Source organism: Treponema sp., from assembly GCF_024696245.1.
Taxonomy (GTDB): Bacteria; Spirochaetota; Spirochaetia; order Treponematales; family Treponemataceae; genus Treponema_D.
Genome location: NZ_JAILGZ010000084.1, coordinates 1 through 18317, shown reverse-complemented (window position 1 = coordinate 18317; position 18317 = coordinate 1). Strand labels below are relative to the sequence as shown.

The 18317-nt window shown below is 37.8% G+C and carries 10 protein-coding genes; 6 read left to right on the top strand and 4 right to left on the bottom strand.

Annotated elements, in window-relative coordinates; translation table 11 throughout:
* The first annotated feature begins 42 nt into the window (after positions 1–42).
* Positions 43–834: a type I phosphomannose isomerase catalytic subunit gene (locus K6D58_RS06045; RefSeq protein ID WP_296828644.1), complete on the top strand. Its 792-nt coding sequence runs from the start codon at positions 43–45 to the stop codon at positions 832–834.
* Positions 835–930: 96 nt separating this feature from the next.
* Positions 931–3306, top strand: coding sequence for an endopeptidase La (gene lon, locus K6D58_RS06040; RefSeq protein WP_486389755.1), 2376 nt, complete (start codon positions 931–933; stop codon positions 3304–3306).
* Between the two features lie 213 nt (positions 3307–3519).
* Here lon and K6D58_RS06035 read toward each other — a convergent pair whose 3' ends face one another.
* Complete coding sequence (locus K6D58_RS06035; RefSeq protein WP_296828640.1) at positions 3520–4332, bottom strand: outer membrane lipoprotein-sorting protein; 813 nt, start codon at positions 4330–4332, stop codon at positions 3520–3522.
* A 115-nt stretch (positions 4333–4447) separates the two neighbouring features.
* Complete coding sequence (locus K6D58_RS06030) at positions 4448–7582, bottom strand: MMPL family transporter (RefSeq protein WP_296828638.1); 3135 nt, start codon at positions 7580–7582, stop codon at positions 4448–4450.
* Between the two features lie 259 nt (positions 7583–7841).
* Between K6D58_RS06030 and K6D58_RS06025 the strand changes: the two genes are divergently transcribed.
* From K6D58_RS06025 to K6D58_RS11975, 4 genes are all read left to right on the top strand, one after another.
* On the top strand, positions 7842–8216 hold the full coding sequence (locus K6D58_RS06025) for an ArsR/SmtB family transcription factor (RefSeq protein ID WP_296828636.1): 375 nt from the start codon (positions 7842–7844) through the stop codon (positions 8214–8216).
* Positions 8217–8248: 32 nt separating this feature from the next.
* On the top strand, positions 8249–11206 hold the full coding sequence (gene uvrA, locus K6D58_RS06020) for an excinuclease ABC subunit UvrA (RefSeq protein ID WP_296828634.1): 2958 nt from the start codon (positions 8249–8251) through the stop codon (positions 11204–11206).
* 93 nt (positions 11207–11299) lie between these two features.
* Entirely contained in the window at positions 11300–14569 is a 3270-nt protein-coding gene (locus K6D58_RS06015; RefSeq protein ID WP_296828632.1) for an LPS-assembly protein LptD, read from the top strand.
* A 48-nt stretch (positions 14570–14617) separates the two neighbouring features.
* On the top strand, positions 14618–15394 hold the full coding sequence (locus K6D58_RS11975) for a hypothetical protein (RefSeq protein ID WP_296828630.1): 777 nt from the start codon (positions 14618–14620) through the stop codon (positions 15392–15394).
* A 12-nt stretch (positions 15395–15406) separates the two neighbouring features.
* Here K6D58_RS11975 and K6D58_RS06005 read toward each other — a convergent pair whose 3' ends face one another.
* Positions 15407–16093, bottom strand: coding sequence for a helix-turn-helix transcriptional regulator (locus tag K6D58_RS06005; protein WP_296828628.1), 687 nt, complete (start codon positions 16091–16093; stop codon positions 15407–15409).
* A gap of 1991 nt (positions 16094–18084) precedes the next feature.
* The coding region (locus K6D58_RS06000; RefSeq protein WP_296828627.1) for a hypothetical protein at positions 18085–18317 on the bottom strand (233 nt) is incomplete at its 5' end.

The following is an 18317-nucleotide window of genomic DNA, read 5'->3' as shown; positions in this document are numbered from 1 at the left end:
ATATCAGAAATAAATATAAGACAATAAAACAGGAGTACTTGAATGCTTAAACTTAAAGCTATTAAATCCGAAAAAATCTGGGGCTATGAATTATGGTTTGCGTCTACACATCCCAATGGATGCCAGGAGGATTTTAAATCTTTTGCAGGAGGTGATTATCCTCTTTTAGGAAAGATTATCCAGGCAAATGACAGTTTAAGTATTCAGGTTCACCCTGATGATGAAAAGGCAGCCCTCTACGAAAACTGCCGTGGAAAAACAGAATGCTGGTATGTTCTTGATGCAGAAGCAGGTGCAAAACTTGTTTACGGTCTTAATGGCAGCTATTCTGATGATGAATTAAAAAATGCAATAGAAGGCGGCAGTCTTGAAAAGTATCTTTCTTATGTAGATGTTAAGAAAGGTGATTTTGTATTTATACCTTCCGGAACAGTTCATGCAATTGGAAAAGGCATGCGTCTTTTAGAAATTCAGCAGTCCAGTGATATAACTTACAGACTCTATGATTTTAACAGGGGCAGGGAGTGTCACGTAGAAAAGGGAATTGCCTGTATAAAAAATGACGGCCTTAATCCTGTTAAAGCTTTTTCCGGTCATTTTGAATGTCCATATTTTTCACTTGAAACCTTTACCGTAAATGACAGCTATACTCAGGAGGCAAGAAAAGCAAAGGAAACTCCAGGTGATGTTCTTCTTTACTTTGTTTTAGAGGGTCAGGGCAGCGTAAACGGCCTTTCTTTTGCTAAAGAAGATTCTTTTGCAGCACTTCCTGATGAAAAACTTGAATTTACCGGTTCCATGAAAGTAATGAAAATTACCTGTCTTAGTGACTAAATACACTTTTTAGAAAAATTTGTATTTTTGCCATAATTTCAGTATATTTGAGGTATGAGCAAAAAACAAAATTTTTCAGATAATGAAGAAATTAGTATTAATGAATCTACAACTTTAATGCCTCAGGATATGAATCTTCCTGATAAGTTATGCCTTCTTCCTTTAGGAGGCATTCCTATTTTTCCAGGAATTTTTACACCTTTTATGGTGAACGGCAATGACGATATAAAGACTATAGAAGAAGCCTATAAAGGTGACGGTTACGTTGGTTTTGTTCTCCTTAAGGAAGATAAAAAGAATCCTACGGCAGCTGATCTTTATAAAGTAGGTACTGCAGCAAGAATTATAAAGAAGACAAACCTTCCTGATGGTGCAGTAAACCTTTTTGTTTCTACAATCACAAGATTCAGGATTAAGAAAGTTCTCTCTGCAACCAGCCCTATGGTAGCAGCCGTTGAATATCTGCCTGATACAGGGGAAAACTCTTTTGAAGTCAAGGCTCTTACCCGTGCCCTTATAAGTGAAATGAGGGAAATCGGAGAAGCTAATGCCCTTGTAAGTGAAGAAATGAGGATGAACCTTAATAATATTAATCATCCTGGCAAAATCGCAGACTTTATAACTTCAATACTTAATATAGAAAAAACTGAACAGCAGAAAATTCTTGAAACTGTTGATGTACGTAAACGTATGGAAAAGGTTCTTGTTTTTATAAAGAAAGAACAGGAAATCCTCAGGGTACAGAAAAAAATCCAGAGCGAACTTAATGAAAAAATAGAAAAGAACCAGAGGGAATATTTCCTTCGGGAAGAAATGAAGAGTATTCAGGAAGAGCTGGGGGTAGGTAATTCCCATGCCAGTGAATATCAGAAGTTTAAGTCAAAGATTGATTCATTTAATTTTTCCGGTGAAATAAAGGAAAGCCTTGATTCTGAACTTGAAAAATTCCAGATGATGGACAGTCACGACCCTGATTACAACAGTACCAGGTCTTACCTTGAGCTTGTTTGTTCCCTTCCATGGAATGATGCTCCAATAGAGAATTACAATATTGAAGATGCCCGCAAAATCCTCGAGAAGGATCACTATGGTCTTGATGACGTAAAAAAGAGAATTCTTGAATACCTTGCCGTAAGAAAACTTAAGAATGACGGTAAAGGTGCTGTTCTTATTCTTTGCGGACCTCCAGGTGTTGGTAAAACAAGTGTAGGCCGTTCAATTGCTAATTGTATGAACAAACCTTTCTACCGTTTTAGTGTAGGTGGTGAACATGATCAGGCCAAAATTAAGGGCTTTATGCGTACTTATATTGGTTCTCAGCCGGGACAGATTATTGAAGGACTTAAGCTTTCAAAGACAAAGGCACCTGTATTCATGATTGATGAAGTTGATAAGATGAATGCCTCCAGTCAGGGAGATCCGGGAGCTGCACTTCTTGAAGTTCTTGATCCTGAACAGAATAATAATTTCCGTGATGCTTATCTTGGACTTCCCTTTGATCTCAGCAGTGTTTTCTTTATTCTTACGGCAAATACACTTGATACAATTCCACAGCCTCTTCTTGACCGTGCAGAAATTATTGAACTTTCAGGTTATATCGATCAGGAAAAGATTGAAATTGCAAAAAAATATCTTCTGCCAAAGAATCTTGTAAAGGACGGCTTTAAGAAAAATCAGGTTAAGTTTACAAAAGAAGCTTATTCACTTATTGCCAGGGAATATGCAAGGGAAGCTGGAGTTCGTCATTACGAAAAATGTATAGACAAAATCCTTCGTAAGATTGTTCTTGAAGAAAGTCAGAAGTATGAAAATTCAAAGAAGTCTCTTCAGGAAGAACTTTCTTCCAGGACTTATGTTATTGGAGAAGAAGAAGTTCGTAAGTATCTTGGTAAGAGTATCTTTGATGAAAGCCAGATAAAGCGTGCTGATATTCCTGGAACAGCTATTGGTCTTGCCTGGACAAGTATGGGAGGAGATACCCTTCTTCTTGAAAGTATTGCCTATAAATCAGAAAAAGGCGGCCTGCAGCTTACAGGACAGATGGGTGACGTAATGAAGGAAAGTGCCCAGATTGCCCTTAACTGGTCAAAGCAGTACGCAATTGCAAAGGGAATAAAAGAAGCTTCCTGGTTTGAACAGAATACAATTCATCTCCACATTCCGGAGGGGGCAACTCCAAAGGATGGACCAAGTGCCGGCATAACAATGGCTACAACTTTCCTTTCCCTTATTAAAGGTAAGAAAATTAAGCCTAATCTTGCTATGACAGGAGAGCTTTCCCTTACAGGACAGGTTCTTCCTATTGGTGGTTTAAGGGAAAAAACAGTTGCAGCAAAGCGAAACCAGATTAAAACCATTCTTATACCTAAGGCAAATGAAAGGGATCTTGATGAAATACCTGCTCATGTAAAAAATGGCATCAAGTTTATTCCTGTCAGCAGGGTAGAAGAAGTTATAGATTTTGTTTTTTAGGAACATGCCCTGATTAATTTCAGGTAAAGTTTTCTTAATAAAACAGGGCTTTAAAAAGCGGGACTTATATTTTTTACAGTCAGCTGCTTTTTTACAGGCCCTGTTTTTTTATTCCCTCCTTATATAAATAAAAAATTGGCAAAAAAAATACCCGGACTCAGTGAAGAATCCGGGCAGCATATGGATTAAGGACAATTAACAGTTCTTATTAATTTATTTACCTGTGTTAAGGAAGTTCTGTGTAAAGTAACGGTCCGGTACTTTTGTTGTTGTATCAACTTTTTTGATTTCAAGAGTTGTAGAGTGACCAGTCTGTACGTTTTCCATTTTGTCATCCATTGGAATGTAGAAGTCACCAACTTTTTCAATCTTAGAAACAGTGAGCTTTTTTACAAGCTTATTGTTTTTATCGTAAAGTTCAGTGTAAACAGGGTAGTAAACTTTTGCAGCTTCATCTACGTGATAAATCCATGCTTTTCTGTAGCTGTACTGGCTTGAGCCCTTATCCTTTGGAGTCATGATTACAACATCACAGTTTTTATAACCGTTCTTGTCTTCTGTTGTAATATATTCATGATAATCTTCTTCAAATTCTCTTGTAGAAAGATCGTCGTAAGTTGCGTCTGTTCCCATAAATGATTTTGAACCTTCGCTTGCATTTACACGGCGGGTGCTTTTAAGTGAAGGAAGATAAATGAACTTGTCATCATCAGCATTTTCTTTTTCAATCTGAAGGAAGCGGGTATTCTTAACGCTGGCTGGTGAAAGGAACATCATTACAACAGATGTCTGTCCGTCTTTATCACGGCCGTATTCCCTTACTGCACGTTTTTCACTTTTACCGTTTTTGTCAGTAAGAGTCATGATTACGTCAGAAGTAGAAAAATCAGGTTTCTTAAAATCACGAACGATGCGCATGATTTCATCGCCTTTTTCATTGCTTTTTCCTGATCCCTGGGCAAATGCAGCAGTTGTTGCAGAAAGAAGGGCAAGTGTTAATGCTGTAAGTTTCAATGTCATTTTCATATTTATATCTCCTTATAAGTTGTATTGAATCAGACAGAAGAAAAGCTTCTGTCTGATATATCCGTTTATATAATTAAACCAATAAACCATTATATGGTTACATGATTTATGTTCATTATTCTTTATTCTTTGGCCTGATAAATTTAGGGTCAAGAAGTGTAAGGATTCCAGGAATGATAGTCATTGCAAGGAAGCTTGATGTAAACATTACCAGTGCAACCAGTACACCAATGTAGCGGAGTACTACAAACTTAGAGAAGCAGAGAACAAGGAAGCCGAATCCTACAGCAAGTGCGTTGGTGATAATACCGTGGCCGCTCTTCTGGAAAGTCTGTTTAGTTACATATTCAATGTCATCAGTTTTAGAACGTTCTTCCTTGTAAGTAGAAAGGAAGTGAATTGTATAGTCAATTCCTACACCTACAGCAAGGGAAGCGATAATACTTGTTACAAGGTCAAGGTTGATTCCTGCAAAACCCATAATCATGTAGTTCAGGAGAATTGCAAATGCCAGAGGAATTGCACCAAGAATACCTGCCCATCCTGATTTGAATGAAATTGCAATAATGATAAATACAGAAATTAATGAGATAGCCAGAGAAGAAATCTGACTTTCTACAATCATGTCTGTCATTACAACTTCCATATCAGATGAACCTGTTGATTCAAGTGTATATCCTTCCGGGAAGTTATGGGCTGCATATTCCTTTGCATCATTGATTACAGATTCAACTGCATCTGTTGTATGAACACGAAGCTGACAGGTGATACGCATAATCTGCGGCTGTGATGTACTGTCAACAAAGCGGCTGATTGAAGCTGAACCACTAAGAATTGAATCAAGATAGTTTGCAACAATACCTGATAATGCTTCACGGGTATCCTGAGGATATTTTTCAGGATCGTATGGTACTTCATAGAAAGCTGTACCGTTAAAGTTTGTGTCCTTCATAAGGATGTCAATGATGTCTTCAACAGTTGCATATTTACCACCGGCTTCGATGTAAGCGTGGTTAATTTTTTCAAGAAGTTCCTGTGTTGTAAGGGTAGTGTTAAGCTTTGCAAGATATTCAGCTCCTGCTTCATCATCCTGTGCTCCAGGTGCGTTCCATACCTGGTTTACACGCTTGATGAATGTAGGAAGGGCTACGATTTTACCGATACCTTTATGTTTTGCAAGAAGGTATTTGTTCATGTCGTCAACGGCTTTAAGAATTTCAGGGTTAGTAATATTTGTGGCAGCGGTAACAACTTCTTCTTCCGTATCTTCCATTGCAGCATCAAAATCAAATTCGTCAAAATTAAATTCATCAGAGTCATCACTTTCTTCAGTATTTTCTTCAGAACTTTCTGCTACTGCAGCATCAAAGTCAAAGTCTTCAAATTCATCCAGTTCGGCAAAGGCATCTTCTGCCTGGTTGTCATCCTCAGAATTAACAGAAGCTTCTTCTTCCATTGCTTTTCTTGCATCAGGAGAAATTACATTAAAGAATATACTGTTTGTTCCTGCGAAACGTTCGTCAATATAATCAATATCTTTTCTAAACTGACAGTCCTCAGGGAAGTAGTTAATAAGGGCTGTATCAATTTTAAGGAGTCTGAATCCCGCAATGCTGAAAACAACAATTGCTGCACTTGTAATTATAAGACGGATTTTTGTACCGCAGAAGAAACGGAAAATAAGGTAAAGGGTGTTTCCACTTGCTTCATCAACAGACTTACCACCACGGCGGGCAAGCTGATATTCGATTTTGGCACGTACTTTTTCTGCACGTCTTCTGACTCTTTCAGAAAGTGAGTTTTCCTTCTTCTTTCCGATTTTTCTGTAATCCTTAACAAGAAGAATTGCAGGAATGAATGTAACTGAAAGAAGCAGGGAAATGCCTACACCAATTGCTGTAAAGATGGCAAAACTGTGGAGAGGTTCAATTGGACTGGTAACAAGAGAGATAAATCCTACAGCTGTTGTAATTCCTGCAAGAATAACTGCCTTCCATACATCTTTAAGACCTTCAAATACACAGTTTTCATAAGATTCTTTTGTAAGCTCACTTCCTGCATTTTTTAAGGCAATATAATAGTGGGTAAGAACATGGATTCCGTAAGCAGAGCCTACTGCAATGAGGGCTACAGGAATAACGCTGGAAACAAGGGTAAATGTAATTCCAAACAGACCCATGAGACCACAGGAAATAGCTGTAGACATTAATACAGTTATAAGTGGAAGAAGTGTTCCTGCTACAGTTTTAAAACTGAGGTAAAGAGAAACAAGAACAACAACTACTACAAGTGGAATAAGGCCTATAAGGTCAGCTGTCATAAACTGCCTTGAGCTTTCAGAAAGAACAGGTTCACCTACAAGCTTATATTTAACTCCGTGTCCCTTACATTCTTCTTCTACGATTTTGCGGATTGCGGTAAGTGTGCTCTGCTGTCTTACAGAATCAGAGTTGCATGAATCATAGTAAGCTTTTGCATCTTCGTATGTCTTTGAGGCCGTCTTGATTTTTTCTGAATCACCAGAAGCTTTGGCTTTTTTAAGACTTTCTTTTGCTTCCTTAAGATTGTTTTCCGGGTAATCAACAGTTGCTTTTAGTGCTTCTTCTGCTGCCTTGATTTCTCCTTCGTCACCGGAGGCTTTTGCACTTTCAAGATTACGCTTTGCAGCTTCTATATCGTTTTCGTATGTACTGGTTGTTTTAAGGGTAATCTGCATCTGTGCGGCTGTATTATTGTCATTAACAATAACCCTGTTGTACATATCTGACCATTCAGTAAGGCGGGATTTAAGTTCATTTATTCCTTCGTCTCCGGCAATATAGTTACTGTTTTCATCAAAGTATTCAGGAGGAATAAGCTGGGATGCAGAAATAGCACCGCTTTCATCTGCACAAAGATAATCAATGTGGGTAAGGGAATCTATACTTTTTTCTGAAGGGTTAACTTTAGAAGTATCTACTTCAGAAAGAAGGGCAACCCTGTCAGTAATTTTTTTAATTACAGAAATGTATTCAGGTGTAAGAATACTTCCAGTTTCTGCTTCTATGCTGGCACCAATTGCAAGCATACTTCCGAATTTATCCTCAGTGTCAGTAAGCCTTGTGTATGCTTCATTTTTCTGGGGAAAAAACTGCCTCATGGAATTTTCAAGTTTAAGATCTTTCAGAAAAAATCCAAAAAATCCTGTAACGAAAAGGCAGGCTATGATGATAAACCAGGGATGCTTAAAGAAAGCTTTTAAGAATTTCATCTTGAAATTACCTCTTTGTATATGATATATCCGTTCAAAAACTTGAACCAATACAAATATGATAATCAATTTAAAATAAATGTCAAATAAAAAGTGTAAATTTTTTATATTAATATTTCTCAAAATTTTGTAATTGTATATAATATAAAGAATTATAGCTATTAAAAATATTTTAAGTTTAACTGTTTAAGCGTCTAAGTGTTTAATTTCTTAAACTAATAATGTTGACAAAATCATTCAGTCAAAATATATTGGAATTATGAATAAGAAGGAATTTAAAAGGCTGCAGGGAATGTTTTTAAAATGTTCCCCTTTATTCATTGCCCTTGGTGATGAAATACGCCAGAAGATAATGCTTGAAGTCTCTGAGTCTGGTTTTGACGGAATTAACGTTACAGAGCTTGCCTCAAGATTTAAGCTTTCCCGTCCTGCCGTGTCCCATCATCTTAAAGTTTTAAAAGACAGTGGACTTCTTGTTTCCGTTAAAAAGGGTACTCAGATGTTTTACCGGGCTGAGTTTAAAAAGAATCTTCAGGTTGTTGATAATCTTATTCATTCCGTACTTGAAGTTGTAGAAGCAGAAGAGAAGCTTCGTCTTCAGGGAAATTTATCAGGCGCAGGCAGTCTTACTTGAAATTTTAAGTTTTTTAACATTTAATTGTGCACATGGATAGAATAAATAAAGTACCTGAAGGTCAGGAAAAAATCGTAATTCAGGGTGCACGTGAACATAATCTTAAAAATATAAATGTAGAAATACCAAGAAACCGTCTTGTAGTTATAAGCGGGCTTTCTGGAAGCGGAAAGTCTTCTCTTGCCTTTGATACTCTTTTTGCAGAAGGACAGAGAAGGTATATGGAAAGTCTTTCTTCCTATGCCCGTCAGTTTCTTGGAAGAATGGATAAACCTGATGTAGATATGATTTCAGGCCTTTCTCCAGCCATTTCCATTGAACAGAAATCAACTAATAAAAATCCCCGCTCAACAGTAGGAACCGTTACTGAGATTTATGATTATTACAGGCTTCTTTATGCAAGAATCGGTAAGGCTCATTGTCCCAAATGCGGCAGGGAGATTAACGAACAGTCAGTAGATCAGATTATTGATACTATTCTCAGCTGGGATGAAGGAACCAAACTTACAGTCCTTGCTCCTGTTATCAGGGGAAAAAAAGGTGAACATGTAAAGGTTATTGAAGACGCAAAAAAATCAGGTTTTGTTCGCGCAAGAATTGACGGCCTTATGGTAGAGCTGGAAGATTCAATTAAACTTGATAAACAGAAAAAACACACTATAGAAATTGTTGTTGACCGTATTGTTTTAAAAGATGAAATACGAAGGCGTCTTGCTGATTCCGTAGAAACAGCCCTTAATGCATCAAATGGAATCCTTATTGTACTCAGGCGGGTTAATAAAGAAGATCAGGCTTATGCTCAGGTTGCTGCAGCCCTTGATTCCAGGGGAACTCCTTATGATCGTGAAGCCTCTTATATAGAACAGGAAGTTTTTTTCAGCCAGAAGAATGCCTGTCCTGACTGTGGTATTTCAATTCCAGATTTGCAGCCCCGGCTTTTTAGTTTTAACAATCCTTTTGGTGCCTGTCCTGACTGTACCGGTATTGGTGAAAAAATGGAATGGAACGAAAACCTGATTGTTCCGGATAAAAATCTTTCTTTTAATCAGGGAGGTATCGCTTTTTATAATCCTGACAGCGCATGGAACAGAAGTATTTTTGAAGCTGTTGCAGAAGCTGGAGGTTTTTCACTGGATACTCCCCTGAATAAACTTACAAAGGCTCAGTATCATTATCTCTGGAATGGTGATGAAAATAAAATCCTTCACTGGGTTTATCAGAAGCAGAGTGGAGAAGGTTATTCTGAATATAAAAGACCATGGCTGGGTGTAATGGCAGATATGAAAAGACGTTATGCAGAAGCCTGGGGTGAAAGTCAGAAGGAACGCATGCAGGAAAAATTTATGTCGGTTTCTGAATGTCAGACCTGTCATGGAAAAAGACTGCGTCCTGAAGCTTTATGTGTTACTGTCGGCGGAAAAAACATCTGGGACCTTACTGAACTTTCTGTTCTTGAAACCATAGACTTTTTTAAAAATCTCAGCCTTACTCCAACTGAACAGAAAATTGCAGCTCAGATTTTAAAAGAAATAAATTCCCGTCTTAATTTTCTTAAGAATGTAGGTCTGGAATATTTAACCCTTCATAGAAGTGCTTCAACTTTGTCAGGTGGAGAGGCTCAGCGTATTCGTCTTTCTACTCAGATTGGTTCCGGACTTACAGGCGTTATGTACATTCTTGATGAACCTTCCATCGGTCTTCATCAGAGGGACAATGAAAGGCTTATAAAATCCCTTACATATTTAAGGGACCTTGGTAATACTGTTATTGTTGTTGAACATGATGAACAGACTATGCTTACTGCTGACTGGCTTGTTGATATAGGACCAGGTGCAGGAGTTCACGGCGGAAAAATTATGGCAAGCGGAACTCCGGCTCAGGTAATGCAGGTGGAAGATTCTGTTACCGGAAAATATCTTGCCGGAAAACTCAGGATGAAGATTCCGGAAATAAGAAGAAAAGGAAATGGTAACCTTATCAGGATTCAGGGAGTTACTGAACATAATCTTAAAAATGTCAGCGTGGATATTCCTCTTGGAACATTTACCTGTATAACAGGTGTGTCAGGAAGCGGGAAGTCAACTCTTTTAAGTGATGTTTTTTATCCGGCTGCAAGTAATGCGGTAATGCGCACTGAATACGAAACGGGAAAGTATAAAAAAATTACAGGTCTTGAAAATATTGATAAGGTAATCAGTATTGACCAGACTCCTATTGGAAGAACACCAAGATCAAATCCTGTAACTTACATTGGTGTCTTTGATAAAATAAGGGATCTTTTTGCAAGCCTTCCTGAAGCCAAGGCAAAGGGCTATAAAGCTGGAAGATTCAGTTTTAATGTTAAGGGCGGCCGGTGCGAAAACTGTGAAGGTGCAGGTACCATTACAATCGAAATGAATTTCCTTCCTGACGTTTTCATTCAGTGTGATGTATGTCATGGAAAGCGTTTTAATCAGGAGACTCTGGAAGTTACTTACAAGGGAAAATCCATAAGTGATGTTCTGGATATGACTATAGAAGATGCTGCAGATTTTTTTGCAGGTATTCCTCATATAGCAAGAAAGCTTGAAACCTTAAAGGAAGTTGGTCTGGGATACATTCAGCTTGGACAGAATGCCCTTACTCTTTCCGGCGGTGAAGCTCAGCGTGTAAAACTTGCTTCAGAACTCTGTCGTCCTTCAACAGGAAAAACCCTTTACATTCTTGATGAGCCAACAACAGGACTTCATTTTGCAGACATTATGCAGCTTATGAATGTAATTCAGAGACTTGTAGATAAAGGCAATACGGTTGTAATGATTGAACATAATCTTGATGTTATATGTCAGTCGGATTACATAATTGACCTTGGTCCTGAAGGAGGAACCGGAGGCGGAGAAGTTATAGCCACCGGAACACCGGAAGAAGTTTCACTGTCAAAGAAAAGTTATACCGGCAGATTCATAAAGAGTATGCTTGAAAGGGAAGCCCTCAGGGATAAAAAGTTATAAGGTTATTTCGATTGAAGAAATATCTTCTCCCGTATATAATTCTTCTTCAAAGTGAAACCGCAGTATTTTTTAACCTTAAAAAAAATCGTCCTCATGCTTTTAATTACTTTTGCTTCTTTCAGTCTTTTTTCACAGGAAGATCAGAGTGTAATTAAAATTGAGAGCGCACAGAATACTGAGTATAGAAAAAACAAGGAAACAGGAACAGAAGAAATAATTCTTACCGGGGCTGTAAAAATTTCCGTAACAAAGGGCAGTACGGTAACATCCATAAGTGCAGATTCCATAACCTTTAACCGTACAACTGACATGGTTTATGCAGTGGGTAATGTAAGCCTTCAGCAGACCGGGGGCAGTGCAGGGGGACAGAATATTACTGCTTCATCCCTTCTTTTTAACACAAGCACGCTGGAAGGTATTTTTGACAACGGAAGGGCGGTACAGACTCAGAGTGATGCCATTAATCTTCCTTCAGGTTCAACCCTTATAGTTGCGTCAGAAATTTTTGGCCGTGACTCCTCAAGTACCATAGCTTTTAAAAATGCAGAACTTACCTTTTGTGACGAAGAAGATCCTCATTGGAAAATATGGGCTTCAAGAATCTGGCTTTTGCCGGGTGGAGAGTTTGCATTTTTTAATGCAGTTTTATTTGTAGGTCATGTACCACTTCTTTACCTTCCTGCATTTTATTATCCAAAGGACGAACTTATTTTTAATCCAAGTTTTGGTTATGATGAAAGGCTTGGCTATTATTTTAATACCACTACATATATTTTTGGAAGAAAGCCTCTGGATACAAGCTCAGATGATGACGATGACGATGATATAACAAAAGGTCTCTTCAACTTTATGAAAGCTACAAGCCTTAAGGAACAAAAAAGGGAAGGACTTGTACTTCATAATCTTGATGATGATTTTAAAGGTAATACTACAAATTATCTTAAGATTATGGCTGACTTTTATACAAACCTTGGATTTATGTTTGGTGCAGAAGGTGTTTATAAACCCGGAGGTATGATTTCAAATCTTTCCGGAAATGTAAATATTGCTTTTACCCAGACAATTTTTGAAACAGGCGGACTTTACAGCAATTACTACAACGAAGAAACTTATTCAGATAAGTCAAATTTTCTTGGGGTTGAACTTCCATTCCGTTATAGTGCCGGCCTTAATTTTTCAATGACAAAACCTTTTACATTTACCCTTGCCATGCCTGTATATTCAGACCCGTATTTTACTGACGATTTTTCAGAAAGAAGTGAATATATTGACTGGCTGGGATTTTTAATGAACGGGGATGGTTCAGAGGAAGAAGATACAACATCAAATACAGTAACTTCCTTTACCTGGACTGCATCAGGCTCATATAATTTTACTCTTCCGGATTTTATAAAGCCTTATATTTCTTCACTTTCAATTTCAAGTTTTTCTTCATCCCTTGTTTTCAGTTCAAAGTCCAGGACAACTTCTTCTTCAGATGGTGTTTATTATGATGAGGAATGGGTAAACTCTGATTCGACATGGCGAACATATACACCGGAAAGAACTTTTTTCTATCCGTCACAGGTAACACCTTTTAAGGTTTCAGCAAAAATTGCCGGAACCTTAATTCAGCTTTCAAGTTCATCGTCTTCTTCTAAGAAAAGCTCAGGCTTTACAACTAGTCTTAATGTACCTGATGAATTTAAAACCCCGGAAGAAATTGAAAAAGAAAAGGCAGCCCTGCAGCAAAATGAGTCAGATACTGACCAGGAAAATGTTCAGACTGAAAGCGAAACTGTAAGTGATAGTGACAATGATAGCTCAGAAGACACTGGCAGCAGTAAGGAAGATATTGTTTTCTCAGAAAAGAATTTTCCATCCCTTACAGCCTCAGCATCTTCTTCAGTTACGGATATTAAAGGACTTGAATATACACTTTCTTATTCCATAACACCTCAGTATACATCTCAGATAAACTATCAGACTTATGATGAGCATCCCCTCTATAAGCCGGAGGATTTTGACTGGAGTTACATTTATTCTTCATACTATCAGGTAAAGGTTCCTGCAACTTTAACCAGTAAGCTTTCCTACAGAAGTACTTTTGCATCTATGTCAAATACCTTTACTTTTAATCCTGTATATCAGACTCACCCTAATCTGGATGGATATTCAGAAACTTCTGCAGCCAGTGTAAAGAAAACTGATTATGCTGCAAAAAAACTTGACCTTACAAATTCAAATACAGTTTCTGTAAAACCTTTGCTTTATAATTCAGTATTTAAGAATACAAGTATTGACTGGTCTACAACAGTAAAGCTTATTGAAACGGAATTTCTTGGAGATGCAGATGATCCTCAGTGGGAATATAATACTGTAGATCTTTTTGATGATGACTGTTTTACAACTCATACTTTAAGCGGAACCCTGTCTGCTGTTGAAGGAAAATATTCCCAGACCCTTACTTTGTCAACAAAACTTCCACCTCAGGTTGAATATTATTCTGCAACCTTTAAACTGGGGTTTCCTGTAGGAAGCATGAGTTTTGCCAGCAGTATTCAGCAGGTTAGTTCTACTGATGAATCATATGAATGGAATCCTTTCCAGCAGTCCGCAACCATAAAGTTAGGAAACTTAAGTCTTACTGAAAGTTATAATTATGATCTTGATGAATGGCATTCTGATTCATTTAAATTTTCTGCCACATGGAATAATTTTAAGGCCGCCTATGTAATGAGTTATGTTACAGGTTATGACTTTGATAAAGATACAATGACCTGGACTGCAAAAACAGATAAGGAATTTCAGCCTTACTCCCTTACTTTGTCCTATGCTTCTTCAAGTACAACTTACTATCACTGGCTGAATAGAATTTCATGGACACCAAAACTTTCTACAAGCATAGTTTATGATTGTCTTAAACCGACAAACAGTTACTTTACATTTGTTCCTTCTATGACATTTAAAATAAATGATTTCCTTGACCTGACATTTTCTGCAGAATCAAGAAACTCAGTTATTTTCAGATATATCCAGAAATATACTGACTATGGTGACATAATCGGTGGTGAAACTAATCCTCTTATTGATTTGTATAATTCATTTAAATTCTGGGATGATGATTCATTCTATGATTCTGACCAGTCTGCAAGAAAAGGTTCCGGTTATAAAATAAAATCATTCTCAGTTTCCCTTTCCCATGATCTGTGTGACTGGGATATGGCTGCAACCCTTACATTTAAACCAAGAACAGTTACCAGTGGAAGTCAGAAGTATTACGATTACCATCCGTATTTTTCATTCTCAGTATCCTGGCGTCCAATGTCCAGTATGAAAACAGAAATTGTAGATGAGTATGGTGAATGGGAATTAAATCCATAGTTGCGCGTATGGTTTTTTAAAGTTATATTTAAGTTAATGGAGATAAACATGGCAGAAAAGAAATCATTTAAGGACAAACTTTTTTCATTTCTTGACAGAAGTGTAGAGTCGTCAAAAAATATTTTTCACAAAGCTGGTGAAAAAATAAACGACTTCAGTGATAAGTCTGTAACCCGCATTGATATTGCAAGACTTAATTCAAAATTAGAAAAGCTTTACGAAGATCTCGGAAAACTTACTTTTGAGAAAAGGGAAGTGGCAAAAAAATCTTCTTCCGATCTTAAGGAATTTGATTCCCTTTATTCACAGATAGAAAATTTACTCCAGGAAATCGAATCTAAAAAACTTTCCATTTCTGAAGGAGAAGAGAAAAAATCTGATGACATGTCTTCTGTACCTGCATCGTCTCAGCCGACAGTTATTTTAGAAGCAGCAGATCTCCAGGATGACAGTTCATCTCCTGCAAAAAAAAGTGCTTCTGTAAAGTCCGCTTCAACAAAAACAGCATCTGTAAAAAATGCATCCTCCAGGGCAGCTTCCACAAAAACTGCATCTGTAAAAAGCGGGTCAGCTAAAACTGTGTCTGCAAAAGCATCTGCAAAATCGTCTGCTCCAAAGAAGACTTCTGCTGAAAAAGCAAAGACTGTAAAAACATCAGCAGCAAAAAAAACTTCTTCTGTAAAGAAAACCGCTGCTGCTTCTTCAAGTCCGTCTGCGTCGAAAAAGTCAGCAACAGTATCTTCTTCAAAAAAAGCTTCTTCTGCAAAGAAAACTTCTTCCGGAAGTACAGCAGCCAGAAAGTCTTCTCAGAAGAAAACTTCCTGATTGCCGCAGCTGCTAGTAATCATCATCCTGCAACTCTATAAGCCGCATTGTTAACTGCTCAATAAATAAGGCCAGTTCATGATGATTGAGATTGTAGATGCAAAGGGCCAGGTCGTATGCGGACACCATAATGGGAGTTGCGAACAGTTTTCGCACAGGTACCTGCAGAATGTCCACCAGCCTTTGCAGGACAGCAGCAGAAGGCCAGACAGTAGCATTTTCAATATTTGAAATGCTTTTTTCGCATACGTTGGAAGCCCTTGATAAATCCTTCTGAGACATCCCGGCTTTTTTCCTGAGATGAATCAGATTGATTCCAAGAACCCTGCCAACAGGAATATAGAGTTCCGGCTTTGTTATCAGTTTTTCACCAGGTTTCACAATCAGTTCCTGTGAATGCAACTTTGTTTCCGGACTCTCTTCCGCTGGTTTTCTGTCTGGCATCTTGTTGCCGTTATCATCAGCTGCCGTAGTCTTCTTTGCCCCCTCAAACAGCTGATAATAAGAAATTTCGAAAAGGTCGCAAATTTTTTCAATCTTATCGGCCTTTGTCCAATGCTTACCTGATTCAATACCAGTGATTTCTCTTGGTGTTAAATCAATTTTTGCGGCAAGCTCCTCTTGTGTAATACTGTGCATTACTCTCTGTTTAGTAATGTTTGAACCAAAAATGGTTAGAATGTCTTCCTGACTACTCATACTTAAAGATTAACCTAAATTTTTAAAAAACAAATGGAATGAGCTTACTGATTTTGCTTTTTTTAGGAATTTTTGTTTCTACCTTAAAAATTTTTTAGCTTTTTTTGGCCAAAATCCGAATTTTCATAACAAATTGGTGCCGTTCATGTTTTTTCCACCCCAAAATAAAAAAAAATAAGAATGAACTAACATCATCACCCGTCTTCCTGGGCTTACCCTCCGGCCGGTCCTCCGTCATACTCCGGACGCGCTTTGCGCCCCATCCACCCGGGGGCAGTTTGCATAAAATTCCAGTAAGTCCACGTAAAAATTAAAAGAAAATCTTTCTGACAAAAAACTAAAACAAAAAAAAAGGCTGAAAAGCTCTTTGCAAAGAAAATATCCTGCAAAAAAACTCATCAGTCTTAAAATCTTAAAAATACTCTGCTAAAAATCTTAGTTAATAAACAGGCCGAAATCCTCACAAAACAAAATACCTCCTTGTCAGCCCTTATTTCCAAAAATAACAAGACTCAGCCCGGACTACTGGGAAAAAAACTTAAAACAAAAAATCGCCCCTTAGAGCCCATATTTCCCAGAAAACAATATTTATCCCAGCTTATTCGTAAAATCTTCTCAAAGGCAAAATTTCGCTCAATACAGCCCGAATTTCCCAGAAAACAAGATTTATCCCAGACTATCCGTAAAATCTCCTCAAACGCAAAATTTCGCTCAATACAGCCCGAATTTCCCAGAAAACAAGATTTATCCCAGACTATCTGTAAAATCTCCTCAAACGCAAAATTTCGCCCCTTACAACCCGAATCTCCCAGAAAATATGATTTATCCCTATCTGATCCAAAATCCCACCTCAGAGCATAATCCCACCCGATACAACCTGTATTTAAAAAATTAATCCCGGACACAAGTAAAGTTTCCAAAAAGCAAAATACGCAATTCACAGCCTGTATTTCCCAGAAAACGTGATTTCCCCGAATTGCTTCTAAAATTCTCGCAGCAACAAAATTCAGCCTGATACAGCTCGAATTTCCCGGAAAACAAGATTTATTCCAGTCTATCCGTAAAATCTTCTCAAACGCAAAATTTCGCCCTTTACAGCCCAAATTCCTCGGAAAACAAGATTTATCCCAGACTATCCGTAAAATCCCTTAAGACATAAAATTTCGCCCGATACAGCCCATATTTCCCAGAAAACAAGATTTATCCCAGCTTATTCGTAGAATCTTCTCAAAGGCAAAATTTCGCTCAATACAGCCCGAATCTCCCAGAAAACAAGATTTATCCCAAACTATCCGTGAAATCTCCTCATACGCAAAATTTCGCCCCTTACAGCTCGAATTTCCCGGAAAACAAGATTTATCCCTATCTGATTCAAAATTCCACCTCAGAGCATAATCCCACCCGATACAACCCGTATTTAAAAAAAATTAATCCCGGACACAAGTAAAGTTTCCAACAAGCAAAATACGCAATTCACAGCTTGTATTTCCCAGAAAACGTGATTTTCCCAAACTGCTTCTAAAAGTCTCTCAGCAACAAAATTTAGCCCGATACAGCCCGAATTTCCCGGAAAACAAGATTTATCCCAGACTATCTGTAAAATCTCCTCAAACGCAAAATTTCGCCCCTTACAACCCGAATTTCCCAGAAAACAAGATTAATCCCGATTTGATCCAAAATTCCACCTCAGAGCATAATCTCACCCGATACAACCTGTATTTCAAAAAAAAAGATTAATCCCGGACACAAGTAAAGTTTCCAAAAAGCAAAATAGCAATTCACAGCCTGTATTTCTCAGAAAATATGATTTTCCCAAATTGTTTCTAAAATTCTCTCAGCAACAAAATTTAGCCCGATACAGCCCGAATTCCTCGGAAAAAAAGATTAATCCCAGGCTGTCCGTAAAATCTCCTCAAACGCAAAATTTCACCCGATGCAGCCCGAATTTCCGGGAAAACAAGATTTATCCCTATCTGATCCAAAATCCCACCTCAGAGCATAATCCCACCCGATACAACCTGTATTTCAAAAAAAAGATTAATCCCAGATACAAGTAACGTTTCCAAAAAGCAAAATGCGCAATTCACAGCCTGTATTTCCCAGAAAACGTGATTTCCCCAAATTGCTTCTAAAAGTCTCTCAGCAACAAAATTTAGCCCGATACAGCCCGAATTTCCCGGAAAACAAGATTTATCCCAGACTATCTGTAAAATCTCCTCAAACG